The organism is Pseudomonas sp. PDM16 (assembly GCF_014851865.1).
Classification (GTDB): domain Bacteria; phylum Pseudomonadota; class Gammaproteobacteria; order Pseudomonadales; family Pseudomonadaceae; genus Aquipseudomonas.
Genome location: NZ_JACVAM010000001.1, coordinates 146725 through 171026 on the forward strand (window position 1 = coordinate 146725; position 24302 = coordinate 171026).

The window sequence follows — 24302 nt, forward strand, 5'->3', positions numbered from 1 at the left end:
CGCCTCGCCAGCCCTGTCCAGGCCTCTGATACACTGCCGGCCTCTTCAGTTCCGGCGTACGCAATGGACCGCACCCAACTGCACAGCCTGCTGCCACACCAGGGCCAAGCCCTGTGGCTGGATGCCCTGCTCGGCCACGACGCCGGCCGCATCGAGGGGCTGTCCGCCTGGCATCACCTGAACGCCTTGGGCCACGACGCCTCGCCCTGCCTGCTGTTCGAGGCCGCCGCCCAGCTGTGCGCCGCGCATGGTGCCCTATATGGCGAGGATAACGCCATCGACATGGCCCTGGTGGGCAAGCTGTCCCAGTTACAGCTGCACCATGAGCCGCAACACCGCGAGGGCGCCCTGCACGTCGCCGCTACCCAGGAGGCGCTGAGCCCGTCCGGCGCGCTCTACGCCTTCAGCATCCACGCCGAGCAGCGCCTGCTGCTGGACGGCAAGCTTCTGCTGGTACTGGTCCGTGCTTGAACTGAGCCACCTCAGCCACCGCTACCCCGGCGCCGACACCCCGGCCCTGCAGGGCATCGACCTGCAGCTGCAGGCCGGCCAATGCCTGGGCCTGCTCGGCAGCAACGGCGCCGGCAAGACTACCCTGCTCTCCCTGCTGGCCGGCGTGCTGCCGCTGCAACAGGGCGAAATCCGCTGGGACGGCGAGCGCAGCCTCGGCCTGGTGCCGCAACAGCTGGCCTTCTATGCCGAACTCAAGGTGCGCGAGAACCTCGAGCTGTTCGCCGACCTCTACCGCCTGCGCGGCGCCGAACGCGCCCGCCGCCTGGAGCTGTGCATCGCCAGCACCGCCCTGGAGAGCAAACTGCAGCGCCGTGCCGCACGCCTGTCCGGTGGCGAACAACGCCGCCTGAACTTCGCCATTGGCCTGCTGCAACCCGCGCGCCTGTACCTGTTCGACGAGGCCACGGTCGGCGTCGACGCCGCCAGCCGCCAGCTGCTGCTGGGCGCCGTCGAACGCCTGACCGGCGAAGGCCACGGTGTGATCTACACCAGCCACTACCTCGACGAGATCGAGCGCGTGGCCCAGCGCATCGTCCTGCTCCACGAAGGCCGCGTGCGCCTGGACCTGGACAGCCGCCAACTGCTCGGCGACAGCCACGGCCTGCTGCTGGAATGGCAGGGCGAGGAACCCGCCGGACTGCGTGAGCTGCTGAGCAAGCTGCACCTGAGCGCCGAGACGCTGCCGGGCGGCCTGCGCATCGCCGCGCTGGATGGCCCGCAGCTGCTGGAGATCACCCGCTTCCTCGCCGAGCGCCCTGAGCTACCGCACCTGCTGCGCTTTGGCCGGCCCTCGCTGGAGCAGCTCTACCTGCGCCTCAACGGAGGCCGGCTATGAGACTGCGGGCCTTGGTGCGCAAGGAATTCCTGCTGATGCTGCGCGACCCGCATGCGCTGGCCGTGCTGTTCATCATGCCGACCCTGTTCCTGGTGCTGATGGCCGGCGCAATGTCCAACTACCTGCAGGACAAGCCGCCGGCGCTGCGCCTGGTATTGCAGGCCGAGCCCAACGGCAGCTACGAACAGGTGTTCCGTGCCGCCCTACAGGCCCAGCTGCCGGGCAGCGAACTGCTGGCGCAGGGCGATGCGCGCAGCGCCAGGATCAGCCTGCCCGCCGACTTCAGCGAGAGCCTGCTGGACGATGAGCGCCAGGGCCTGGCCCTGAGCTTCCCGCCGCAGCTGGACAAGCTGTCGCGCCAGCACCTGCGCGGCGCCGTGCGCATCGCCCTGGCGCAGACCCGCCTGCTCGCCTTCCTCGAAGATAGTGGCGACGTGGATGCCAGCCTGCCATTGGCCGAGCGCCTGGCCCTGGTGCAGCAGCGCACCCAGAGCCAGATCGAGGAGCACGAACTGCTGGCCAGCGGCGACCTCAGCGGCCGCGCCAACGCCAGCCAGCTGAGCGTGCCGGCCTGGCTGATCTTCGGCATGTTCTTCGTCGCCCTGCCGATGGCCGGCGGCTTCCAGCGCGAGCAGCAGAGCGGCGCGCTACTGCGCTTCCGCGCCCTCGACCTCAGCCTGGCCACCCTGGCGCTGAGCAAGCTGCTGCCCTACTTCGCCATCAACCTGGTGCAATTCGCCCTGCTGCTGAGCATCGGCGTGCACGGCCTGCCGCTGCTCGGCCTGCAAGGCCTGAACCTGCCCGGCAGCCCGGCGGCCTACGCCCTGCTCGCCATCAGCCTGAGCCTGGCCACCTGCGGCCTCGGCCTGCTGCTGGCGGCATTGGCGCGCAGCGCCGAGCAGGCGTTGTTGCTCGGCGGCGGGATCAATATCATCCTCGCCGCACTGGGCGGCATCATGGTGCCGAAGAGCGTGATGCCGGCGGCCATGGGCCAGCTGGCGGAAGTCTCGCCGATGAGCTGGGCGCTGGACGCCTTCCTCACCCTGCTGGTGGGCCAGGGCTCGCTCGCCGACATCGCCCCCTACTGTTTCCGCCTGCTGCTGATGGCTGCCCTGCTGGGCGGCGGTGGCTGGCTTCTGTTCCGCAGACGAGTGCAGCAAACGCAATGGACGAACGACTAGAACAACAACTCAAGCAATTGCTGATCCGCGAGTGCGACAAGGAAGACGACATCGACTGGCAGAGCATCGCCGACGACGAGCCGCTGTTCGGCGCCAAGAGCCGTGTGCAGATGGACAGCCTGGACGCCCTGCAGGTGTCGCTGGCCCTGCAGCAGCACTATGGCGTGCGCATCGAAGGCGCCAAGGATGGCCGCAAGATCCTCGCCAGCATCGCCGATATCGCCGCCTTTATCCGGCAATCGAAGTGACCCCGGTCTACCTGCAGCACGGCGCCCTGCACAGCGCCCTGGGCGCCAACCTGAGCGACGCGGCGAGCAACCTGCAGGCCGACCTTCGGCCGCAGCCGACGCCCTTCCAGCTGCACGAACTGCAGCAGCCGCGCCCCTACTTCACCGTCGCCACTGACGAGACGCTGGATGCGCGCCTGGATCGCCTGCTGGGCGAAACCCTGGGCAACACGCCGGCCGGCGACTGCCTGCTGATCGTCGCCAGCACCGCGCTGGACATCACCGAGCTGGAAGCCCAAGTGGCGGCCGACGGCGGCTTCCGTTTCGAACACTCCACGCCGCTGGACCTGATGGCCGAGCGGCTGCGCCAGCGCCACGGCTTTGTCGATGCCTTCACCCTCAACACCGCCTGCACCAGCGCCGCCAACGGTCTGCTGTACGGTGCGCGCCTGCTCGCCAGCGGCGCATACAAGCAGGTACTGGTGCTGGCCTTCGAGACTCCCAGCGCCATCGCCCAGCAGGGTTTCGGCGCCCTCGACCTGACCAGCCCCAGCGGCGCCTACCGGCCCTTCCATCCCGAGCGTGACGGCTTGGTGCTCGGTGAGTGCTACTGCGCCACCCTGCTCGGCCTTGAGCCCGGCCCCGCGCCGCTGGCCAAACTGCTCGGCGGCTTCAGCGCCTGCGACACCAGCAGCCTGACCACCACCCGCGAGGACGGCAGCCATATCGACTGGGTGATGCAACGCGCGCTGAACACCGCCGGCGTCACCGCCGAACAGATCGGCCTGGCCAAACTGCACGGCACCGCCACCGGCGCCAACGACCTGGCCGAGAGTGCCGGCATGCGCTTGCTCTACCCCGAGGCGATGCCGCCGCTGGTCGTGCTCAAGCCCTGGCTCGGCCACACCCTCGGCGCCTGCGGCCTGAGCGAAACCCTGTTGCTGCTCGCCGCCCTGCGCCAGGGCACTTTGCCGGCGCTGGACTATGCCGACGCGGCGCTGCTGCCATTGCCTAGCGAGCCGACGGCGATCGCCCCCAACGCCCTGCTGCTGGCCAACTTCTTCGGCTTCGGCGGCAACAACGCCAGCCTGGTGCTGCAGGGCTGCGTTGCGGGAGAACAGCCATGAAGGTTATTGCCGCCAGCGAAATCCACGGCAGCGCCGAGCTCGACGACAAGGCGCTGAAGGCCGCGCTGAGCCAGTACCTGGCCAGCCCGCCACGACGCATCGACCGCCTGATCTTCCAGGCCCTGCTCGGCGCCGCCCTGCTCAAGGAGCAGGTGCGCAGCGACTGCGGCCTGTACCTGGCCTCGCGCCACCCGGCGCGGCCGACCATGGGCGCGCTGCTCGACGCCGTGTGCGTGCAGCAGCGCCAGCCCAAGCCCTTCGAGTTCGTCAACAGCGTGAGCAACGCGGCCGGCTTCCATGTCGCCCAGCAACTGGGGCTGGAAGGGCCGAACCTGTTCGTCGGCGCCGGCCCGCGAGTGTGGCCGCAACTGCAGCGGCTGGCCGCGCTGGACCTGGCCGACGGCCTGGTCAGCCAGGCGCTGCTGGTGGCGGTGGAAGACTTGGGCGATTTCCGGGTGCAGGCGGTGCTGATGGAGCCTTCAAGCTGTCACGTGCTGGCACATGGGTTCGACGAGCTGACCATAGGGAGCGATGTCTGCCACCTGAGACTGGACGTACCCACCTGAGCAGGTATTCCCCTCCCCGGCGTCAGTCCTCGTCACCGCCCGAGTCCAACCCATGCTTGCGCAACTTGTCGTGCAGCGTCTTGCGTGGCAACCCTAGTGCCTCGGCCAGGCTACGCACCGAGCCATGCCCCTTGGCCATCTCCGACGCGATCAGCCCCTTCTCGTAGGCCTCCACCCGCTCTCCCAGACTGAGTTCCGAACTGCCGATCGGCGGCATCCCTCCTGGCAGGTCAAGCCCCAGGTCCAGGCCCATGGCAAAGCGCTCGGCAGCATTCTGCAGCTCACGCACATTGCCCGGCCACGCATGACTGAGCAACTGAGCCCGCTGTCCTGGCTGAAGCTCCCGCGACGGCAACCGGTGGCGCTGAGCTGCTACATCGGCATGGTGCTGGAACAGCAGCAGGATATCTCCGCCACGTTCCCGAAGCGGCGGGATTCGCAACGGTGCGACGTTGAGCCGGTAGTAGAGATCCGCTCGGAAGCGACCCTGATCGGCGGCGATACGCAGGTCCTCCTTGGTTGCCGCGACTACTCGGATATCCAGCGGAATCAGCTGATTGCCACCAAGCCGCTCAACCACGCGTTCCTGCAACAGGCGTAGAAGCTTCACCTGTACATCCGGACTCATGCTCTCGATTTCATCCAGAAACAGGGTGCCGCCATTGGCGAACTCGAACTTGCCGATTCGTCTCTTCTGAGCACCGGTGAAGGCTCCCGGCTCATGACCGAACAGCTCGCTCTCGACGACCGACTCGGCCAAGGCACCAGCGTTGATGGCCACGAAGGGGCCTTTCCGGCGTGCCGACAAGTCATGCAGTGCTCGCGCGACCACCTCTTTGCCGGCGCCCGTCTCCCCCAGGATCAGCACGTCGGTATGAATGGCCGCCAATGCGCCGACCTGCTCGCGCAAGCGCAACATCGGAGCGGACTGACCAACTAAGCGTCCCCCCAAGGCGTCACGGTCAGCCAGTGCGAGGCGCAGGCTACGGTTCTCCAGCACCAGGCGACGCAGCTCCAGCGCGCGGCGCACACTGTCCAGCAGGGCGTCGCTGGCGAAGGGCTTCTCCAGGAAGTCGTAGGCGCCAGCCCGCATCGCCTGCACGGCCAGCGGCACATCGCCATGGCCGGTGATCAGCAGCACCGGCAGCTCGGGGTCATGCGCATGCAGCTGCTCCAGCAGCTGCATGCCGTCCACCCCCGGCATGCGGATATCACTGACGACCACTCCGGGCCAGTCATTTGCAATACGCTCGACCACACTGCGCGCATCTGCCAAGGTCTCGACTCGCAGCCCTGCCAGATCGAGGGTTTGCGCCAGAGCCAGGCGCAGGTGCTCATCATCATCGATCAGAAGGACCTGTACGCGATCGTCGATGAAACTCATGAAAACTCCTCGGGGGGGTGCAGGTTGGCGCCTGGAGCCGCGCTACGCAGCTGCAGGGTAATCAGAGCGCCACCATCCGGATGGTTTGCCAGCAGGAGCTCCCCGCCAAGCGCTCTCATCAGCGTCTCACAGATGGCAAGGCCGAGGCCGAGGCCCTGGGTGCTGGTCTTGGTGGTGAAGAATGGCTCTCGAGCATGGGCGAGGGCCTGCTCGCTGAAACCGGGACCATTATCGCGCAAGGTCAGATTGACACCTTGCTCCGTCACCTCGGTATTCAGCCAGATACGTCGCGGCGGAGCCTTCTCAGCGAGGGCATCCAGCGCATTGGCCAGGAGATTGCCGAGCACCTGGCGCAATCTGGTCTCACCCGCCTGCACCCAGAGCGTGGCGTCAGGCAGATCGCGGATCAGTTCAACATCGAGCGCGCGCCGACGCTTTGCAACCAGGGCAAGTGCATCCTCCAGCGCGGGCTGGAGAGCAACACTTTCCGGCGCGTGGCGATCGCGACGGGCGAAGGCCCGCAGATGGGCAATGATCGAGGCCATCCTGCCGGTCAGTTCGCTGATCTGCCGCAGGTTCCCCCGAGCGTCATCGATACGCTGATGATCCAGCAGCACACCCGCGTTGTCGGCGTAGCTGCGAATGGCCGCCAGCGGCTGATTGAGCTCGTGGCTGATGCTTGCACTCATCGTTCCGAGCGCTGTCAGCTTGCCGGCCTGAACCAAGTCGTCCTGAGTACGCAGCAGCTCCTGTTGCGTCTGCTCCCGCTCGAGCACCTCGTCCTTGAGACGATGGTTCAGGGTCTCCAGATCGCGGGTACGCTCCAACACGCGCATCTCCAGTTCGCGCCGAGCCCCGGCATCCATCGCGATGCGGTCGATGTAGTGACGGCGGCGCTGTAGCAGCAAACCGAGTAGCAGCAGACCGACCAGCAGAGCCGCCCCTCCTACCGCCAGCGCAGTGCTCACCTGTCGATCCACCAACTGGCGAGGCGCGAGGATACTGACCGCGAGACCGCTCTCTGCCAGCCCCCGACTCTGAATCAGCCACGCCCGATCATTCAGTTGGAGCGGCGCGGGAGCCTGGGTCGGATACGGCTGGTTGGCGACGATGGCGGCACGTTCGACATTGTCCAGATCGCGGGTGGCACGGAAGCGCCAATCGGGACGCGAGGAAACGATGACCACACCATTGCTGTCGGTCACCATGAGCTGCTCGGGGGTATTCCCCCAGAGCCGCTCCGAATCATCCAGATCGACTTTGACCACCAGAATGCCCACCACTTCGGCGCCATCCCAGACCGGGCTCGAGAAGAAATAGCCACGCTTGCGCGAGGTCGTCCCGAGCCCGAAGAAGCGGCCGTGCTTGCCTGCCAGCGCCTCACGGAAATACGGGCGATAACTGAAGTCACGACCGATGAAGCTATCCACCTGATCCCAATTGGACGAGGTCAGCGTCAACCCCTGAGGGCTCATCAGGTAGATCACATCGGCGCCGGTCTCGTTGCGCACCCGCTCCAGCAGATGATTGGCCCGCTCCTGCAGCGGGCCCTCGTCCGGCTCGGCGAGCAGCGCCCGCAGAGGTGGCAAGTCGGCCAAGATGTAGGGCAGCATCTCATAGCGCCGCAACGTACCGGACAGGTTGGCGACATACAGGTCCAGAGTCTGTCTGTTCTGTTCGAGCAACTCGCCGCGGTAGTAACGCTCTGCAAAATAGTGCAGCGGCCACATGAGCGGCGCCAGCACGAGTGCGAGCAAAGCCAGGCTGCGCCAGCGGGGGCGATAGGGTGCGTTAGGCATACGGAGCGGTCCGATGGGCCTCCGAAGCCTGGCTATCAGGTGCTATCAATGAAATGGCCTCAGCTCAAACTTATCGTTCATTTTTTCACATGGCGCTGCCAAGATCGAACCAACGACCTCGCAGTATCCCAACCATCCAGCGCATGCAAGAGACTCAAATGTTACCTTGACGAGCAGTAGCCGCAGTATGCCAACTGCGACGGATGGAATGGCTCCATGCTGGTTATCCTGTCACGGGCAGGCTAGCCCGGAACCTGCACGAAAAACCCGCGCAACCTATATAAGGAGGGATCCAGTGAAAATCTGTTGTCGACATGCTGATAGCGCCACAGCTTTAGTAAAGAGCGAAGGTTGAAAGCTCTGCCGAAACTCGCACTCACTCTAAATGCCGAAGAGCATCAAAGTGACTCTGAGCCAATCTGTTGACCGCACGCAGCTGCCTCCGAGAGCACATTAACGGCGCCCCAAAAGCAGACAATAATGCCAGACAGAAAAATCGCCCCTAAAAAAGCAATGGTCTTACAACGAACCACCTACGCGAGCCTGATCTTACTGATCTGGGCTTTCGCCGCCATGGCACTGATCAGCGGATATTACGAATACTCAGTTATTCCTTATGCCGACGCCTGGCATGGCTATCTGGGATTCTACAACGAGCTATCCAAAGAAAATCTTAGCCTCTGGTGGGCGCAGCACAACGAACATCGCATTATTGTTGCACGGATACTTTTCTGGCTAGATTTGCATTTTTTAAAAGGAACGACACCAACCCTGGTCGTCTTGAATTATTTCTTCTCGATCAGTATAGGACTAATATTCTGGAAAATATGCGAGAAGACATCTATAGGCTTCTCCAATCTCACCATCATCTCGTTTCTTCTAATCCCAAGCCTGTCATTAGTGCAGATACAAAATCTATACCTGCCATTTCAAGGACAATTTATCCTTGCGTATCTGCTTCCTCTTGCATCGTTCTACATGCTGACCATCTCAGCCATTCGACCAGAACAGCAACGCTGGTTTTATGGAGCCTGTCTGACAGGTGTAGTCAGCGCAGGAACCATGGCCAACGGGCTGCTGGCTCTGCCTGTTCTCGCACTACTCAGTGTGACACTTAAACTTCAGAAGCAGAAAACCCTAATAATTGCAACGCTAGCAACCCTTATATTTTTTCTGTATTTCTCTTCATATCAGCACTCTGTTAAAAACACCTCAATTCCTTATCAGTCCCTTTCAAACTCTGTCGACTTCATCCATTTTCTTCTTCTTTATCTAGGATCTCCCTTCCACTACATTTTCCAAGCAAGCAACCGTCCAGCCGCACTAGCTGGAGCCGTAGTTATCTTCCTATCCATCACCTATTTCATCAGAGCACTGCGGAGTAAGGAGCCCCTTTATTTTGAATGGATACTCATAGCCTTCATCGCCTTTGTAGGAGGCGGCGCACTTGCAAGCACTCTAGGGAGGCTAGGCCTCGGACTGGAGCAGGCAGTAACATCCCGCTACTGCACACCAGTCATCTGGGCATGGACCGCCCTGGCCATCCTATCCTTCTCGCCCAAGATTGGGTTCCCGAGACACAAGAAGTTACTAGCCATACTTTCAGTATTCATATTCCTTCTTTTCCTAGCCTATCAGGGCTCGGTAATCGCAAAAGGAAAACCAGAGCAGCGCCTCTTCTCCATGAAAGCAGCAACGCTAGCTCTTCAATTTCAAATCAAGGATACGGAGATATTTAGAACAATCTCTCTAGACAAGCCAGAGCGACTCCTGAGAAGTGCACAGGGAGCCAAATCACTTTCGGCATTCACACTTGATGAATTCACCAAAGCCAAAAACTACCTTGGTCGCAAAGTATATGTAAGTGGCGTGATTCCCGAATGCAGCGCTAACATCAACGTCTTCTACACGCTGGACACCGACAAGTCATACAATCGAATAGAGGGCTGGGCATTCGATGTAACCAGCGGCGCTCCACCCAGCAGGATAATTGCCGTGAGCCAGACCAACGAGGTCATCGGCTATGCCATTGTCGGACACATCAGAAAAGATATAGTCCATCTAACGGGAGAGGCTGGACTGCGCTCGGGTTTCTTTGGATACATTAAGTCAGGAACGCCACCCGAAAATATAAGACTAATTGGCCTAAATCCGAATTGCATTATATCACCCACTTGGCCCGACACCTTTACCCAAGACTCTCCCCCAATCCATACGGCACCAGAAACCGATTGCCCAGCCGGCATTGACTCGCTCGCACTATCCGGAAAAAACCTTGAAGTAAAAGGATGGGTGGCAGGCAATATCTATACGGGAGGAGCACCCCAGAAATTAATACTCAATATAAAATCAAAAAACACGGATACCAACATACCAGTCACACTTGCTCTCAGGACGGATGTCAACAAACACTTTGAAAAGCCAGATATGGGACCTGTTGGCTTTTCTATTTCAGTCGACCTGCCTGTCACGAATGCCCCCTATAAACTAAGTTTCATTAGAAAATATCGCAACAAATGGGAACAATGCAGCAACATCAATCGAACATTGCTGCAGGATAGGACATCAGGCCCGTGAACAAGACTGCAAAGATCCTTCTGCCCGGCGGTGCCGGACTGGTTGGCCAGAACCTGATTGCTGAACTCAAGACCCGTGGCTACGACAATCTCGTCGTCCTGGACAAGCATCGCCCGAACCTGGAAATACTGCGCCAGCTCCACCCGGACATCACCGCCGAGTACGCGGACCTGGCCGAACCAGGCGACTGGCAGAAGCATTTTGCCGATGCCGAGACCGTGGTGATGCTGCAGGCCCAGATCGGCGATCCGAATCCGGAGCCCTTCGTTCGTAACAACCTGACGTCGACGGAACTGATTCTTCAACTGATCAAGCGACACGATATCCCCTACACCGTGCATATCAGCTCATCAGTGGTGGAATCGGTTGGTGACGATCACTACACCACGAGTAAACGCGCTCAGGAGCAGATGGTCATCGCGAGTGGCATTCGCTGCGTGGTCCTGAGACCAACACTGATGTTCGGCTGGTTCGACCGCAAACACCTGGGATGGCTGTCGCGCTTCATGAAGAGAGTTCCGGTATTCCCCATTCCCGGCCACGGTCGTTATATGCGCCAACCCCTGTTCGTCGGCGACTTTTGCCGGATCATCATCAGCTGCATCGAATCCAGGCGCAGTGGAGAAGTTTTCAACATTACCGGCCAAGAGCGCATCGACTATATCGACATCATTCGCTGCATTAGAGAAGCGGTCCGCGCGCGCTGTCTGATACTCAGGATTCCCTACGGACTGTTTTCGGCGCTACTGCGGCTCTGGGCTCTGTTTGATCGGAATCCGCCCTTTACGGCAGATCAGCTGAAGGCCTTGACCGCGGGCGACGAGTTCGAGGTAATCGACTGGCCGGCGATATTCGGCGTGCCCGCTACTCCATTCAGCGAAGCAATTGGGCAAACCTTCGGCCACCCTGTCTACAGCAAGGTCACCCTGGAGTTCTGAGCATGCAGAAACAGCGTATTGCCGTGCTCGGCGCTGGTCCGATGGGGCTGGCCGTGGCCTACCAGCTGGCCTGCGACGGCCACCAGCCCGTGTTGTTCGAAGCAGATGACCGCGTTGGAGGTATGACAGCGACCTTCGATTTCGATGGTCTGGAGATAGAGCGCTACTACCACTTCCATTGCACCTCGGATCATGCGTTCCTGCAGGCTCTCGAGGAGTTGGGCATCGCCCACCTGATGCACTGGAAAGAGACCCGCATGGGCTTCTACTTCAACGGAAAGCTGCACGCCTGGGGTAATCCGCTAGCACTCCTGCGCTTCCCCGGCCTTGGCCTGGTTGCCAAGTTCCGCTACGGCTTGCACGCCTGGCTCTCTACTCTGCGCCGTGACTGGCATCCGCTGGATACTCTGGAGGCCACCGGCTGGCTGAAGCGCTGGGTGGGAGATGAAGCCTACAGCGTGCTCTGGGATAAGTTGTTCGCCTACAAGTTCTACGAGTACGGGAATCAGCTCTCCGCCGCCTGGATCTGGAGCCGGATTAGACGCGTCGGGCGCTCTCGATACGACCTGATGAGAGAGAAGCTCGGCTACCTCGAAGGCGGATCGAGGACACTCCTGCACGCCCTGCAGGCAGCCATTGAGCAACGTGGTGGCGAGGTTCGGCTGAAGACCCCGGTTTCACGCGTGGTGCTGGAGTCCGGCCGGGTCGTTGGTGTCGAAGAGGGCGGCAAACTGCATCACTTCGACAAGGTGATCAGCACCATTCCCCTGCCGTTCGTACCCAGACTGATTCCGCAATTGCCGCCTGACCTACTGAAGCAGTACGAAGGCCTGCGCAATATCGCCGTCGTGTGCATCATCGTTAAACTGCGCAAATCCCTCAGCCACAACTTCTGGCTCAACGTGAACGACCCGCAGATGGACATCCCTGGTCTGGTCGAATACAGCAATCTACGACCACTGGATCAGCACATCGTGTACCTGCCCTACTACATGCCTGGCGAACACCCCAAGTTCCAGGAGCCTGATCAGGCGTTCATGGACAAGGCCCGCCGCTACCTTCGACGCATCAATACCGACTTGGAGGACGAAGACTTCCTGAACATGCGAGTCAGCCGCTACCGCCACGCACAACCCATCTGCGGCCCCAGCTTTCTTGACCAGCTGCCGCCTGTACAGTTGCCGGTTACCGGGTTGTGGGTAGCCGATACGTCCTATTACTACCCGGAAGATCGAGGGATTTCCGAAAGCATTGCATTCGGCAGGCAGATGGCCAGGATGGCCACTGCATGATTCGACACTTCCTGAGTTGGCAGTTCATTGGCTTCCTGGCGGTCGGCGGGACCGCCGCCCTGTTGCACTGGCTGGCGCGGATTCTGCTGAGTCAATGGCTACCCTTCGACATCGCGGTAGCCGGCGCCTACGGAGTTGGCATGGCAACCGCTTTCACGCTGAACAGCCTGTTCGTATTTTCCAACTCAAACAGGGCGCGCCGCCTGCAGATTCGCGATTTCACGCTGATAAACCTGGCCTTCTTCCCTTTGGTCTGGCTGACCTCGATGCAGCTCGACAAGCTGCTGATCGATACCGTCCGATATCACCAAGCACTGGCACACGCGATAGCGATCATCATGCCGATGCTGGCCACCTTTCTCTTCTACAAGTTCTTCGTGTTCAGGGGGCATCGCACGTGAATAGCGACGAACTGTCCGAGCTATACCAGATTCGCTTCGCCCAGGAAGAATTGCCGCGCAAGAACGCCATCTGGCGAGAAATATGCGGAGGCTTCCTGAATCACTTTGTGCAGCCGAATGACACCGTGGTGGACGTCGCCTGCGGATACGGTGAATTCATCAACAACATCCAGGCCGGGAAAAAAGTAGCTGTCGATCTGAACCCGGATGCACGCAAGTTCCTGCACGATGATGTGGCCTTCCATCAATGCGCAGCCACGGAGCTAGGCAGCGTGGTACACGGCAGCGCCGATATCGTATTCACCTCCAACTTCCTAGAGCACCTGCCGGACAAGCCGACCCTAGAGCGATTTCTCGATCAGGTCATGCTGGCACTCAGGCCCGGAGGGCGCTATCTGATCCTGGGTCCCAACCTACGCTATCTTCCTGGCGAATACTGGGACTTCTATGATCATCATCTGGGCCTGACCCATCTGTCCCTAGGCGAGGCCCTGAGGCTCCGGGGCTTCCAGATCGAGCGCAACATCGACCGCTTCCTGCCCTACACCACCCAGGGCGCTCTACCGACGCACCCACTGCTGGTACGTGCCTACCTGAAGGTTCCCCTGGCCTGGAGGCTGCTGGGTAAACAGTTCTTCATCGTAGCCCGCAAGCCCGACTGATAGACCTCAACGCGGGCTGCTCAGACACTCCGACAGCGCCTCACGCCAGTCGGGCAGTTCGATGCGCCATTCGTGTTGAAGGCGCGAACAATCCAGGCGGGAGTTGGCCGGTCGTTGCGCCGGTGTCGGGTATTCGCTGGAGGCGATAGGCGTCAGGCGCGCACAGGTGCGACCCTGGGCCTGGAGATGAGCGGCGATGGCTTCGGCAAAGCCGAACCAGGAGGTTTCGCCCAGCCCTGTCAGGTGATAGGTCCCCCACGCCCCCGGTTGCCCATCACGCCAGCGACGGATCAGCTCGACGGTGGTGCGCGCAATGGTGCCGGCCCAGGTAGGCGCCCCGACCTGATCGGCCACCACGCGCAGCTCCTCCCGCTCCTGCAGCAGACGCTGCATGGTCAGCAGAAAGTTGCGCCCATGCAGCGAATACACCCAACTGGTACGCAGGATGAGGTGCTGCCCGCCACACACCCGAATGGCCTGCTCCCCCGCCAGCTTGCTGGAGCCGTAGACACCCAGCGGCCCGGTGGCATCATCCTCGCAGTATGGGGTTGCCTTGTGACCGTCGAACACGTAATCGGTGGAGTAGTGGATCAGCGGCACGCGCAGTGCCGATGCCTCTTCCGCAAGAATCCCAGGCGCGGTCGCGTTGATTGCATAGGCCAGCTCTGGCTCGCTTTCAGCCTGATCCACTGCTGTGTGAGCAGCGGCGTTGATCAGCAGATCCGGACGCAGCTCGCGCACCTGGCGGCGAACGGCCTCGCCATCTGCCAGATCGAGCTGTTCGTGACCCAGCACCAGCAATTCTGCCTCGCTGCCCAGAGCCCGCTGCAACTCGCGGGAAACCTGTCCATGACGCCCAGTGATCAACACCCTCATGAAAACAACTCGGCATCGCGCAGGAACGGCGCGGCCTGATCTTTACCCGAAAGTTGCGGAGCCCCATCGAACTGCCAATCGATGGCCAGTTCAGGATCGTCCCAGCGAATGCAACGCTCGTGAGCCGGAGCGTAGTAGTCGGTCGTCTTGTAGAGAAACTCAGCGTATTCGCTGAGCACTACAAAACCATGTGCAAAGCCCTCGGGAACCCAGAGCTGACGCTTGTTCTCCGCTGACAGATGCACGCCCACCCATTGGCCGAATGACGACGAGCTGCGGCGAATGTCCACAGCGACGTCCAGCACTTCGCCGGAAACAACGCGGACCAGTTTCCCCTGGGGCTGCTCGATCTGGTAGTGCAGACCACGCAGCACGCCGCGTGCAGAACGGGAGTGATTGTCCTGCACGAACTTCCGTGTAACCCCGGTAGCCTCCTCGAACGCACGAGCGTTGAAGCTCTCGTAGAAGAAACCGCGTTCGTCACCGAACACACGCGGCTCGAGAATCAGTACCTCCGGAATCCGCGTCGGAACAACCTTCACCGGGACTCTCCCGCCAGTTGGTAGAGATACTGACCATAGCCTGTCTTACCGAATGCCTTGGCCTGCAACAGCAGGCACTCGCGGTCGATCCAACCCTGCTGGAAGGCGATTTCCTCCAGGCAGGCGACCTTCAGCCCCTGGCGGTGCTCGATGGTCTGCACGTACTGCGAAGCCTCCAGCAGGCTGTCGTGGGTGCCGGTGTCGAGCCAGGCGAAGCCGCGGCCAAGCTTCTCGACACGGAGGTCGCCACGCGTCAGGTAGGCGTTGTTGACGTCGGTGATCTCCAGCTCCCCCCTCGGCGAGGGCTTCACCGCCTTGGCGATGTCGATCACATCGTTGTCGTAGAAGTACAGCCCGGTGACGGCGTAGCTGGACTTGGGCTTGGCGGGTTTCTCTTCGATGGAGATGGCCCGACCCTGCTCGTCGTATTCGACGACGCCGAAGCGTTCCGGGTCCTTGACCCAGTAACCGAACACCGTGGCGCCATTAGGGTTGCTGGCGGCTCGTTGCAGTTGCTCGCTGAAATGCTGGCCGTGGAAGATATTGTCACCGAGGATCAGGCAGACGGAGTCGTCACCGATGAAGGACTCGCCAATAAGGAATGCCTGTGCCAACCCATCCGGCGAAGGCTGCTGGGCATAGCTGAAGCACACACCGAACTGGCTGCCGTCGCCGAGCATCTTCTCGAACTGGGGCAGGTCGTGGGGGGTGGAGATGATCAGAATGTCGCGGATACCGGCAAGCATCAGTACCGAGATCGGGTAGTAGATCATCGGCTTGTCGTAGATCGGCAGCAGCTGCTTGGAGACACCCAAGGTGATGGGGTGTAGACGGGTGCCGGAACCTCCGGCGAGGATGATGCCTTTCATGCTGAAGCTCCTAGACGCTCGCGTTGATAACTGCCGTCCTGCACGTGTCGGCACCATTCCAGGTTGTCCAGATACCACTGCACTGTCTTGCGCAGGCCACTGGCAAACGTTTCTTCCGGCACCCAGCCCAGTTCATGCTGGATCTTTCCGGCATCAATGGCGTAGCGCTGGTCGTGGCCGGGGCGATCCTTCACGAAAGTGATCAGGTCCTCGTAGCGTGCAACGCCGGCAGGCCTTGCCGGCGCCAGCTCCTCCAGCAGCGAACAGATGCCACGCACCACGTCGATGTTCCGCTGCTCGTTATGGCCACCGATATTGTAGGTTTCTCCAACCTGCCCCTCGGTCACGACCCGCAACAGCGCACGCGCATGGTCCTCCACGAACAGCCAGTCACGCACCTGCAGGCCGTCACCATAGACCGGCAGCGGCTTGCCCTCCAGCGCGTTGAGGATGACCAGAGGGATCAACTTTTCCGGGAAATGGAAAGGGCCATAGTTGTTGGAACAGTTGGTGATCAACACCGGCAGGCCATATGTGCGATGCCAGGCACGCACCAGATGATCGGAAGCGGCCTTGCTAGCCGAGTAGGGCGAGCTAGGGGCGTACGGCGTGGTCTCGGTGAACAGGTCGTCGACACCGTGCAGGTCGCCGTAGACTTCGTCGGTGGAGATGTGGTGGAAGCGGAAGGCCGCCTTGCGCGACTCCGGCAGTGCCATCCAGTAGGCGCGCGTCGCTTCCAGCAGGGCATAGGTACCGACGATGTTGGTCTGGATGAAGGCAGCTGGACCATCGATGGAGCGGTCCACGTGCGATTCCGCGGCCAAGTGCATGATGGCGTCTGGCTGAAAGTCGGCCAGGGCAGCACTCACCGCGTCGCTGTCGGCGATGTCAGCTTGCAGGAAACGGTAGCGCGAGCTGTCCGCAACCCCTCTCAGGGACTCCAAGTTGCCGGCGTAGGTCAGTTTGTCGAGATTGAACACCTGATGCTCGGTATCTTGAATCAGGTGGCGGATCAGAGCCGAGCCGATAAAACCGGCCCCGCCGGTAATCAGGATGCGCATTGAGGTCGCCCTTGCAAGGAGTGGGTCTGCATAACGCCGAATGATAAGGCATCCGGACCATGACCGGGTGTCTCTCGTGATGCGCCAGCAGCAAAGCACCACCGCCTGAATCCCGCGCGAGCGCGGGCTGGCCATCAGAGCCTCCTCAGGGCTCCCGCACCAACCGCAGCCCCAGGTGGGAAGGCGGAACGCCCGTCGAGCACGCACCGCCAACCGGATCGCGGACGAAGTCCGACAACCCGCTCGGGTGTCGGCCTGCCGCCACGCGAATGCCACAGAAGCCGTCGCCCGGCAGCGCACCGGCGGGCTGGCCGAAGCAGCTGTCGGTCCACTCCCAGACGTTGCCGGCTACATCGAGCAAGCCACTGGAGCTTTGCCCGTGAGCCCCGAAGCGCATCAGTTCGACCGAAGGCACACCGCGACGGGCCTCGCGCTCGTACTCGGCCAGCCAGCGGCGCGACGGGTCGCGCGGATCGTCGATGATCGGCTCATCCTCTTCATACGCCGACCCTGCCGCCAACACCCACTCGCCATAGCGCGGCAGGCGGTAGCGCTCACCGCTACGCTGCGACAACCAGGTGGAGTAGGCGCTGGCATCGATCCAGCTGAGGCCGACCGCCGGCAGATCGCTGGCCGCCGCCTCGCTTGCCCTGCCGTCCAGAACCTGGCAAGCCTCGGCGACAACACAGGCCTTGTACTCGGCCTGGCTGACCTGACGGCGCATGATGGTGAAGCCATCCACATGCTCCTCCACCGGCGCCGCTGCGCCCGGCAGCTGGTAGCGCACCACACCAGCCGGGATATCCACCAGCCCCACCTCGAGAGGCGGGGCCGTCGGCCCACAGCCCGGCAACAGCAATGTGCCGAGCAGGGCCAGGCTCCGCGCTTTCACGATGAGTTCCTCACTCGTTGGTGATCGGACCAGGTGCCTTGACCTGCTTCATCAGGTCGTCGTTCCACTCGCCCTCGACCTTGACGTGGCCGGCAGCGCCCAGCTCCATCGCCTCGATCAGGTTGTGGTTGACGTAGGCGTACACCCCGGGTTGTTTGAAGGTGTACAGCGCCGCGCCCGCCGAGCCGCCCCGGATGAACCAGGTTTCCAGGTTCTTCTCCGGCGCGTTGGCGAACTTGCCGGTTTCCCAGACCCAGTCGCCGTGGCCGCCAATCAGGTGCGGGCGGGTGTCGCGGTTGGCCTGGGAATGGATGAACAGCACGGTCTCGCCGACCTTGGCCTTCATGGCGTTCTCGCCGGTCAGGGAACCGACCTTGCCGTTGAACACCACATGCGTCGGTGTCAGGGTGCGCATCGCATCGCGGGTATCCGGGTAGCTGGCCATCAGGCTGGGGTAGTCCTTGTATTTGCCGTCCGGGCCTTTGGGGATGTAGAGGTCGAACTCGCCGATGGTGTAGGCACGGTCATAGTGCAGCGAGTTGCCGTCCGGGTCCTTCAGGCCTTCACGCGGCAACACCATCAGGGTACCGCTCATGCCGGCCAGCACGTGCCAGGCGACCATGCCCTCGGGCGCGCAGTGATAGACGAAGGTGCCACTGCGGTCAGCCTTGAAGCGCAGCACCGCCTCCTGGCCCGGAGCCACGAAGGTCAGCTTGGCGCCACCCAGTGCGCCGGTGGCGGCATGGAAGTCGATGTTGTGCGGCATGCTGTTGGTGGCCGGGTTGACCAGGGTCAGCTCGACGTAGTCACCCTCGTGCACGACCATGGTCGGGCCGGGCATGGAACCATCGAAGGTCATCGCCTGCAGGGTGGTGCCCTGGTTGTCGATCACCACCTTCTTCTCCTGGATGACCATGCGGAACTGCACCACCTTGGGCGCAGTGGTCACCGCCTGTTCGTGAGCATGCACCTGCGGAGGGGCGACCAGATCGACCTTGACCCGCTGCAAGCCATCGGCGCCATCGGCCAGTGCCTGCCCCACGAAAGCCAGTGCCACGGCCATTGCCAGAGGTTGGAAGACGTTCATCGCGATGCTCCTTATTCGTTGACTTGCCCCCATTTCAGGGCAAAGCCATTAGCGCCTTCTTGTCATGGAGCAATGAAAGCGACGGGAATGGCGGAGCGAGTCCATTTGCCGCAGGCACGGCTATTGACCAAAGCGATGCTGACCGAACGGACAGCCGCGAGCAGCGGGTTTAGAATCAGCGCTTTCCGCCCCACCACAGCAAGGAATCCCATGGCCACCGCCAACCCGCAGCGCGGGTACATCCTCGGCATTGCCGCCTATCTCATCTGGGGCCTGTTCCCGCTCTATTTCAAAGCCATCCAGGCCGTACCGGCACTGGAGATCATCGCCCACCGGGCAATCTGGTCCGCGCTGTTCGGCGCGCTGCTGCTAGCCCTGTGGAAGCACCCCGGCTGGTGGCGCGAGCTACGTGACAACCCCAAGCGCCTGGCGGTACTGACCGGCAGCGGCCTGCTGATCGCCAGCAACTGGCTGGTGTATGTCTGGGCGGTGAACAACGGACGCATGCTTGAAGCCAGCCTGGGCTACTACATCAACCCGCTGGTCAACGTGCTGCTCGGCATGCTGCTGCTCGGCGAGCGCTTGCGCCGCCTGCAATGGGTCGCGGTTGGCCTGGCGGCCCTCGGCGTGCTGCAGCAGCTATGGCAGGCGGGCAGCATTCCCTGGGTATCGCTGGTGCTAGCACTCACCTTCGGCTTCTACGGGCTGATCCGCAAACAGGCGCCGGTAGCCGCCCTGCCCGGCCTGGTAGTGGAAACCTGGCTCCTGCTGCCGCTGGCTCTTGGCTGGCTGTTGCTGCACCCGGCAGCGATGAGTACCCAGCCGGCGTTCTGGAGCAGCAGCGAGGCGCTCTGGCTGATCGCCGCCGGCCCCATCACTCTGGTACCGCTGCTGTGCTTCAACGCCGCCGCGCGCCACCTGCCCTACACCACCCTGGGCTTCCTGCAGTACCTGGCACCGACTCTGGTGCTGCTGCAGGCGGTACTGCTGTTCGGCGAAACGCTGGAGTCGAGCAAGCTGCTGTCGTTCGTGTGCATCTGGGCGGCGCTGTTCATCTACAGCCTGGACATCTGGTTGGGCCTGCGTCGTCGCGGCCAAGCTGGCTAGAAAACAGCCAACCGGCGGAGAAGCGCAGCGAGACTGGGCTGAGACGGTTATTCCCAACCTTTTCCACAGCTCCATCCCCAGGCTGTGTGCACAATCCAACGGGGCTGCTCAGTTCCTGATCGATACGCTGCAGGCCCCGCCATATCTGGCCTGCAGCCCTAGCTCCCCAGGCTGTCCACAGGACTATCCCCGGTGAACGGGGATAGTCTGGCGCAGCGGCGCGGGGAGCGTTATCCACTGCGGCCAGAAGACCAGGCACTGCACAAATATCAGCCAGCGCGCTGCAGGCCGCGCCAGCGTTGAAGCGCAGCGCTACATCCCCGCCTTATCCACAGAACAATCCCCGGCCTTTGTGCACAAACCATTGATACTGCTGGTTTTCTGAGCGAAGCGCGGGAAGCCACGGCGTGCCTGGCCTGCAGCGGCCATCCCCCAGGCTGCCCACACCTTCATCCACAGCTTTCGGGGATATCCACCTGTCACGCCGGCCTGGACGAAATTCGCTCAGCGGCTTGCAGGCCGCGCCGGCCGTATGCTGCACGAGATGATCCCGCACTATCCACAGCTCCATCCCCGACCTTTGTGCACAAGCCGCTGAATATGAAGGTTTTTTGATCAGGCAAAGAAAAGCCCCGGGGCACTAGGCAGTGCGCCGGGGCTCCCCAGACTATCCACAGCTTCACCCACGCAAACTGGGGATCACTCCTCGGTGGTGCGCAGGTTCAGCTCCACCATCATGTCATCGGCCAGGCTTTCCAGCTTGTCGCGCAGCAGGTCCAGCGACAGGGTCAGCGGCACGGCCAGCACCGCGTCGGCGTGGAACAGCGGCTCGCTGCTCATCGGTGCCGGCGCCACCTCGGTGGTCAGGCTTTCCAGGTTGATGCCGTTCTCGGCCAGCAGGCGAGTAATGTCACGGACGATGCCGGGGCGGTCGTTGCCGACCAGGTCCAGATGGATCGGCTTCCAGGTGCAGACCGGCTCGATGCCGCTCTCCGCCACCAGCACGCGGATGCCATGGGCATTGAGGCCTTGCAGGCCGTCCACCAGCTCGTCGTAGCCTTCGGCCGGTACGGCCACGCGCAGGATGCCGGCGAACTGCCCGGCCATGCGCGACATGCGACTCTCCAGCCAGTTGCCGCCGTGGGCGGCGATGCACTGGGCGATGCGTTCGACCAGGCCCGGTTGGTCCGGGGCGATGACGGTGAGTACCAGATGATCCACGTGCGACTCCTCGTTCAGGTTTCAGGCCGGGTCGTTCAGGCCGAGCCAGTAGGTATAGAACACCTCATCGCGCACATAGCCAAGTTTTTCGTAGAGCGCCTGGCCGGCGAAATTGTCCTTCGCCGTCTCCAGCTGCAGGCCGCAGGCGCCATTGGCCTCGGCATGGGCGCGAGCCGCGTTCATCAGCGCCTCGGCAAGGCCCTGGCGACGTGCAGCCGGGCTGACGTACAGATCGCTGAGCAGGAAAGCCGGCTTCAGCTGTAGCGAGGCGAAGAACGGATACAGTTGAACGAATCCCAGCGCCGTACCGGTGCCGTCGCGAGCCAGCAACAGCACCGAGTCATTGCCGGCCAGGCGCGCAGCGAGGAAAGCCTCGATCTCGGCAACCGGACGCGGCACCTGGTAGAAGCTCAGATAGCCGGCAAACAGCTCGGTCAGTTCGGGGAGATCGGCGGGTACGACACGACTGACCGGCATGGCAGCTCCACAGGGAGAAAAATGATGCGCGCAGTATAGGACGAGCAGGCCCGCAGCCACCCGGCAGGCGAGCACAGCTTGTGACTGATTTTTCCGAATGAGTCATGTAGTATCCGCCGACTCTTACTACATGGCCTTCCGGCCCTGTTCTGCATCAAGTGAGGCAAGCAATGACTGAGCGCGTTCAAGTAGGTGGTCTGCAGGTCGCCAAGGCCCTTTACGACTTCATCAATAACGAGGCCATCCCGGGCACCGGCATCGCTGCCGACAAGTTCTGGGCCGGCGCCGAAGCCGTGATCAACGATCTGGCTCCGAAGAACCGCGCTCTGCTGGCCAAACGTGACGACTTCCAGGCCAAGATCGACGCTTGGCACCAGGGCCGTGCCGGCCACGCGCACGACGCCGCCGCGTACAAAGCCTTCCTCCAGGAAATCGGCTACCTGCTGCCGGAACCGGCCGACTTCCAGGCCACCACCCAGAACGTCGACGAAGAAATCGCCCGCCTGGCCGGCCCGCAACTGGTCGTCCCGGTGATGAACGCGCGCTTCGCCCTGAACGCCTCCAACGCCCGCTGGGGTTCGCTGTACGATGCCCTGTACGGCACCGACGCGATCAGCGAAGAAGGTGGCGCCGAGAAAGGCAAGGGCTATAACAAGGTCCGTGGTGACAAGGTCATCGCCTTCGCCCGCGCTTTCCTCGACGAAGCCGCCCCGCTGGAGGGCGCGTCTCACGTCGACGCTACCGCTTACACCGTCGCCGCTGGCGAACTGGCAGTAGCCCTGAAGAACGGCGGTACCGCCAGCCTGAAGAATGGTGCTCAGTTCATCGCCTTCCAGGGCGACGCTACTGCGCCGATCGCCGTGCTGCTCAAGCACAACGGCCTGCACTTCGAGATCCAGATCGACGCCTCCAGCAACATCGGCCAGACCGATGCCGCCGGCGTGAAGGACGTGCTGATGGAGGCCGCCCTGACCACCATCATGGACTGCGAAGACTCCGTCGCCGCCGTCGATGCCGATGACAAGGTCATCGTCTACCGCAACTGGCTCGGCCTGATGAAGGGCGACCTGGCTGAAGAAGTCAGCAAGGGCGGCAGCACCTTCACCCGCACCATGAATCCGGATCGCGTCTACACCAAGGCCGACGGCTCCGAGCTGACCCTGCATGGCCGCAGCCTGCTGTTCGTGCGCAACGTCGGCCACCTGATGACCAACCCGGCCATCCTCGACGCAGCCGGCAACGAAATTCCGGAAGGTATCCAGGACGGCCTGTTCACCAGCCTGATCGCCATCCACAACCTCAACGGCAACACCAGCCGCAAGAACACCCGCACCGGCAGCGTGTACATCGTGAAGCCGAAGATGCACGGCCCGGAAGAAGTCGCTTTCACCAGCGAAATCTTCAGCCGCGTCGAAGACGTGCTCGGCCTGCCGCGCAACACCCTGAAAGTCGGCATCATGGACGAAGAGCGCCGCACCACCGTCAACCTGAAAGCCTGCATCAAGGCTGCTAGCGAGCGCGTGGTGTTCATCAATACCGGCTTCCTCGACCGCACCGGTGACGAGATCCACACCTCCATGGAAGCCGGCGCCGTGGTGCGCAAAGCCGCCATGAAAGCCGAGAAATGGATCAGCGCCTACGAGAACTGGAACGTCGACATCGGCCTGGAAACCGGCCTGCAAGGTCGCGCTCAGATCGGCAAAGGCATGTGGGCCATGCCCGACCTGATGGCCAGCATGCTCGAGCAGAAGATCGCCCACCCGCTGGCCGGCGCCAACACCGCCTGGGTACCGTCGCCGACCGCCGCCGCGCTGCACGCGCTGCACTACCACAAGGTCGACGTGTTCGCCCGCCAGGCCGAACTGGCCAAGCGCGAGCGCGCGTCCATCGACGACATCCTGAGCATCCCGCTGGCGCCGAACACCAACTGGTCGGCCGAGGAAATCCAGAACGAACTGGACAACAACTCGCAGGGCATCCTCGGTTACGTGGTGCGCTGGATCGACCAGGGCGTGGGCTGCTCCAAGGTGCCGGACATCAACGATGTCGGCCTGATGGAAGACCGCGCTACCCTGCGCATCTCCAGCCAGCTGCTGGCCAACTGGCTGCGCCATGGCATCGTCACCGAAGAGCAGGTGGTTGCCAGCCTCAAGCGCATGGCACCGGTGGTTGACCGTCAGAACGCCGGTGACTCCCTGTACCGTCCGCTGGCACCGAACTTCGACAGCAATATCGCCTTCCAGGCTGCCCTGGAACTGGTGGTCGAAGGCACCAAGCAGCCGAACGGCTACACCGAGCCGGTCCTGCACCGCCGCCGCCGCGAATTCAAGGCCGCCAACGGTCTGTAATTCGCCGCTGCTGTAAAAGAACCGCCCTCCGGGGCGGTTTTTTTATGCCTGAAAAAGGCGCATCGCCCGCCGGCTGCTTATCGGGATAACCCCAGGTTATGCACGCCGAAGCCACGCCAAGCCCACAACCATGCGGTTCGCGGGCCTTTGCCAACGCCCCCGTCGATCGAGCGACCGAGCCGACCTCACCTTTGGCTATGGGCATAAGGATTTTTCAGAAGTCAGGGCGCCGGGGCTTACCTAGGATGCCCCGGCACCTGTCATCAGGCTGCAAAGAAGCGAGGCGCTGCGCGGCGTGTGCCGCGAGCCTTCTTTGATCA

At 62.3% G+C, this 24302-nt stretch carries 23 protein-coding genes; 13 read left to right on the plus strand and 10 right to left on the minus strand.

Going from position 1 to position 24302, the window contains the following annotated elements:
* Positions 1 to 63 precede the first annotated feature (63 nt).
* From IB234_RS00700 to IB234_RS00725, 6 genes are read left to right on the plus strand one after another with little or no spacing between them, the layout of a single operon-like run.
* On the plus strand, positions 64 to 471 hold the full coding sequence (locus tag IB234_RS00700; protein WP_192312389.1) for a beta-hydroxyacyl-ACP dehydratase: 408 nt from the start codon (positions 64 to 66) through the stop codon (positions 469 to 471).
* Positions 464 to 1348, plus strand: a complete 885-nt coding sequence (locus IB234_RS00705) for an ABC transporter ATP-binding protein (RefSeq protein ID WP_192312391.1) — start codon at positions 464 to 466, stop codon at positions 1346 to 1348. Before IB234_RS00700 ends, IB234_RS00705 begins: the two co-directional genes overlap by 8 nt.
* A complete protein-coding gene (locus IB234_RS00710) occupies positions 1345 to 2529 on the plus strand; it encodes an ABC transporter permease (RefSeq protein WP_192312393.1) in 1185 nt (394 codons plus the stop codon). Before IB234_RS00705 ends, IB234_RS00710 begins: the two co-directional genes overlap by 4 nt.
* On the plus strand, positions 2514 to 2777 hold the full coding sequence (locus IB234_RS00715; RefSeq protein ID WP_192312395.1) for an acyl carrier protein: 264 nt from the start codon (positions 2514 to 2516) through the stop codon (positions 2775 to 2777). The genes IB234_RS00710 and IB234_RS00715 overlap by 16 nt, the downstream gene beginning before the upstream one ends.
* On the plus strand, positions 2774 to 3883 hold the full coding sequence (locus IB234_RS00720; protein ID WP_192312397.1) for a beta-ketoacyl synthase N-terminal-like domain-containing protein: 1110 nt from the start codon (positions 2774 to 2776) through the stop codon (positions 3881 to 3883). The genes IB234_RS00715 and IB234_RS00720 overlap by 4 nt, the downstream gene beginning before the upstream one ends.
* Positions 3880 to 4449 (plus strand): hypothetical protein, encoded by a 570-nt coding sequence (locus IB234_RS00725; protein ID WP_192312399.1) that lies wholly within the window; start codon positions 3880 to 3882, stop codon positions 4447 to 4449. Before IB234_RS00720 ends, IB234_RS00725 begins: the two co-directional genes overlap by 4 nt.
* Before the next feature lie 22 nt (positions 4450 to 4471).
* Here IB234_RS00725 and IB234_RS00730 read toward each other — a convergent pair whose 3' ends face one another.
* Positions 4472 to 5833, minus strand: coding sequence for a sigma-54-dependent transcriptional regulator (locus IB234_RS00730; RefSeq protein WP_192312401.1), 1362 nt, complete (start codon positions 5831 to 5833; stop codon positions 4472 to 4474).
* Positions 5830 to 7632, minus strand: a complete 1803-nt coding sequence (locus IB234_RS00735) for a sensor histidine kinase (protein WP_192312403.1) — start codon at positions 7630 to 7632, stop codon at positions 5830 to 5832. The genes IB234_RS00730 and IB234_RS00735 overlap by 4 nt, the downstream gene beginning before the upstream one ends.
* Positions 7633 to 8112: 480 nt before the next feature.
* Here IB234_RS00735 and IB234_RS00740 point away from each other — a divergent pair, with 480 nt between their 5' ends.
* The 5 genes from IB234_RS00740 to IB234_RS23865 are packed head-to-tail and all read left to right on the plus strand — an operon-like array spanning position 8113 to position 13502.
* Positions 8113 to 10209 carry a hypothetical protein gene (locus tag IB234_RS00740; protein WP_192312405.1) on the plus strand — a complete coding sequence of 699 codons (2097 nt, stop codon included), beginning with the start codon at positions 8113 to 8115 and terminating at the stop codon, positions 10207 to 10209.
* Complete coding sequence (locus tag IB234_RS00745; protein WP_192312407.1) at positions 10206 to 11147, plus strand: NAD-dependent epimerase/dehydratase family protein; 942 nt, start codon at positions 10206 to 10208, stop codon at positions 11145 to 11147. Before IB234_RS00740 ends, IB234_RS00745 begins: the two co-directional genes overlap by 4 nt.
* Before the next feature lie 2 nt (positions 11148 to 11149).
* Positions 11150 to 12439 (plus strand): NAD(P)/FAD-dependent oxidoreductase, encoded by a 1290-nt coding sequence (locus IB234_RS00750; RefSeq protein ID WP_192312409.1) that lies wholly within the window; start codon positions 11150 to 11152, stop codon positions 12437 to 12439.
* On the plus strand, positions 12436 to 12840 hold the full coding sequence (locus tag IB234_RS23860) for a GtrA family protein (RefSeq protein ID WP_225580191.1): 405 nt from the start codon (positions 12436 to 12438) through the stop codon (positions 12838 to 12840). Before IB234_RS00750 ends, IB234_RS23860 begins: the two co-directional genes overlap by 4 nt.
* On the plus strand, positions 12837 to 13502 hold the full coding sequence (locus IB234_RS23865; RefSeq protein WP_318651964.1) for a class I SAM-dependent methyltransferase: 666 nt from the start codon (positions 12837 to 12839) through the stop codon (positions 13500 to 13502). Before IB234_RS23860 ends, IB234_RS23865 begins: the two co-directional genes overlap by 4 nt.
* Positions 13503 to 13508: 6 nt before the next feature.
* Here IB234_RS23865 and rfbD read toward each other — a convergent pair whose 3' ends face one another.
* From rfbD to nirK, 6 genes are all read right to left on the minus strand, one after another.
* Positions 13509 to 14378, minus strand: a complete 870-nt coding sequence (rfbD, locus tag IB234_RS00760; protein ID WP_192312413.1) for a dTDP-4-dehydrorhamnose reductase — start codon at positions 14376 to 14378, stop codon at positions 13509 to 13511.
* Entirely contained in the window at positions 14375 to 14920 is a 546-nt protein-coding gene (rfbC, locus tag IB234_RS00765; protein ID WP_192312415.1) for a dTDP-4-dehydrorhamnose 3,5-epimerase, read from the minus strand. Before rfbC ends, rfbD begins: the two co-directional genes overlap by 4 nt.
* Positions 14917 to 15789 (minus strand): glucose-1-phosphate thymidylyltransferase RfbA, encoded by an 873-nt coding sequence (gene rfbA, locus IB234_RS00770; protein WP_192312417.1) that lies wholly within the window; start codon positions 15787 to 15789, stop codon positions 14917 to 14919. Before rfbA ends, rfbC begins: the two co-directional genes overlap by 4 nt.
* The gene (gene rfbB, locus IB234_RS00775; protein ID WP_192312419.1) at positions 15786 to 16850 is read right to left on the minus strand and encodes a dTDP-glucose 4,6-dehydratase; all 1065 of its coding nucleotides are present in this window, start codon (positions 16848 to 16850) and stop codon (positions 15786 to 15788) included. Before rfbB ends, rfbA begins: the two co-directional genes overlap by 4 nt.
* A 145-nt stretch (positions 16851 to 16995) precedes the next feature.
* Complete coding sequence (locus IB234_RS00780) at positions 16996 to 17742, minus strand: formylglycine-generating enzyme family protein (protein ID WP_192312428.1); 747 nt, start codon at positions 17740 to 17742, stop codon at positions 16996 to 16998.
* 10 nt (positions 17743 to 17752) lie between these two features.
* Positions 17753 to 18829, minus strand: a complete 1077-nt coding sequence (gene nirK, locus IB234_RS00785) for a copper-containing nitrite reductase (RefSeq protein ID WP_192312430.1) — start codon at positions 18827 to 18829, stop codon at positions 17753 to 17755.
* Between the two features lie 210 nt (positions 18830 to 19039).
* On the opposite strand from nirK, the gene rarD reads away from it, so the two are divergent.
* A complete protein-coding gene (rarD, locus tag IB234_RS00790) occupies positions 19040 to 19936 on the plus strand; it encodes an EamA family transporter RarD (protein ID WP_192312432.1) in 897 nt (298 codons plus the stop codon).
* Positions 19937 to 20635: 699 nt separating this feature from the next.
* Here the strand turns inward: rarD and IB234_RS00795 are convergent.
* Both IB234_RS00795 and IB234_RS00800 read right to left on the minus strand, forming a co-directional pair.
* Positions 20636 to 21157 (minus strand): glycine cleavage system protein R, encoded by a 522-nt coding sequence (locus IB234_RS00795; RefSeq protein WP_192312434.1) that lies wholly within the window; start codon positions 21155 to 21157, stop codon positions 20636 to 20638.
* A 21-nt stretch (positions 21158 to 21178) separates the two neighbouring features.
* Positions 21179 to 21634: a GNAT family N-acetyltransferase gene (locus tag IB234_RS00800; RefSeq protein ID WP_192312436.1), complete on the minus strand. Its 456-nt coding sequence runs from the start codon at positions 21632 to 21634 to the stop codon at positions 21179 to 21181.
* A 170-nt stretch (positions 21635 to 21804) separates the two neighbouring features.
* On the opposite strand from IB234_RS00800, the gene IB234_RS00805 reads away from it, so the two are divergent.
* Positions 21805 to 23982, plus strand: a complete 2178-nt coding sequence (locus IB234_RS00805; RefSeq protein ID WP_192312438.1) for a malate synthase G — start codon at positions 21805 to 21807, stop codon at positions 23980 to 23982.
* Positions 23983 to 24302 lie beyond the last annotated feature (320 nt).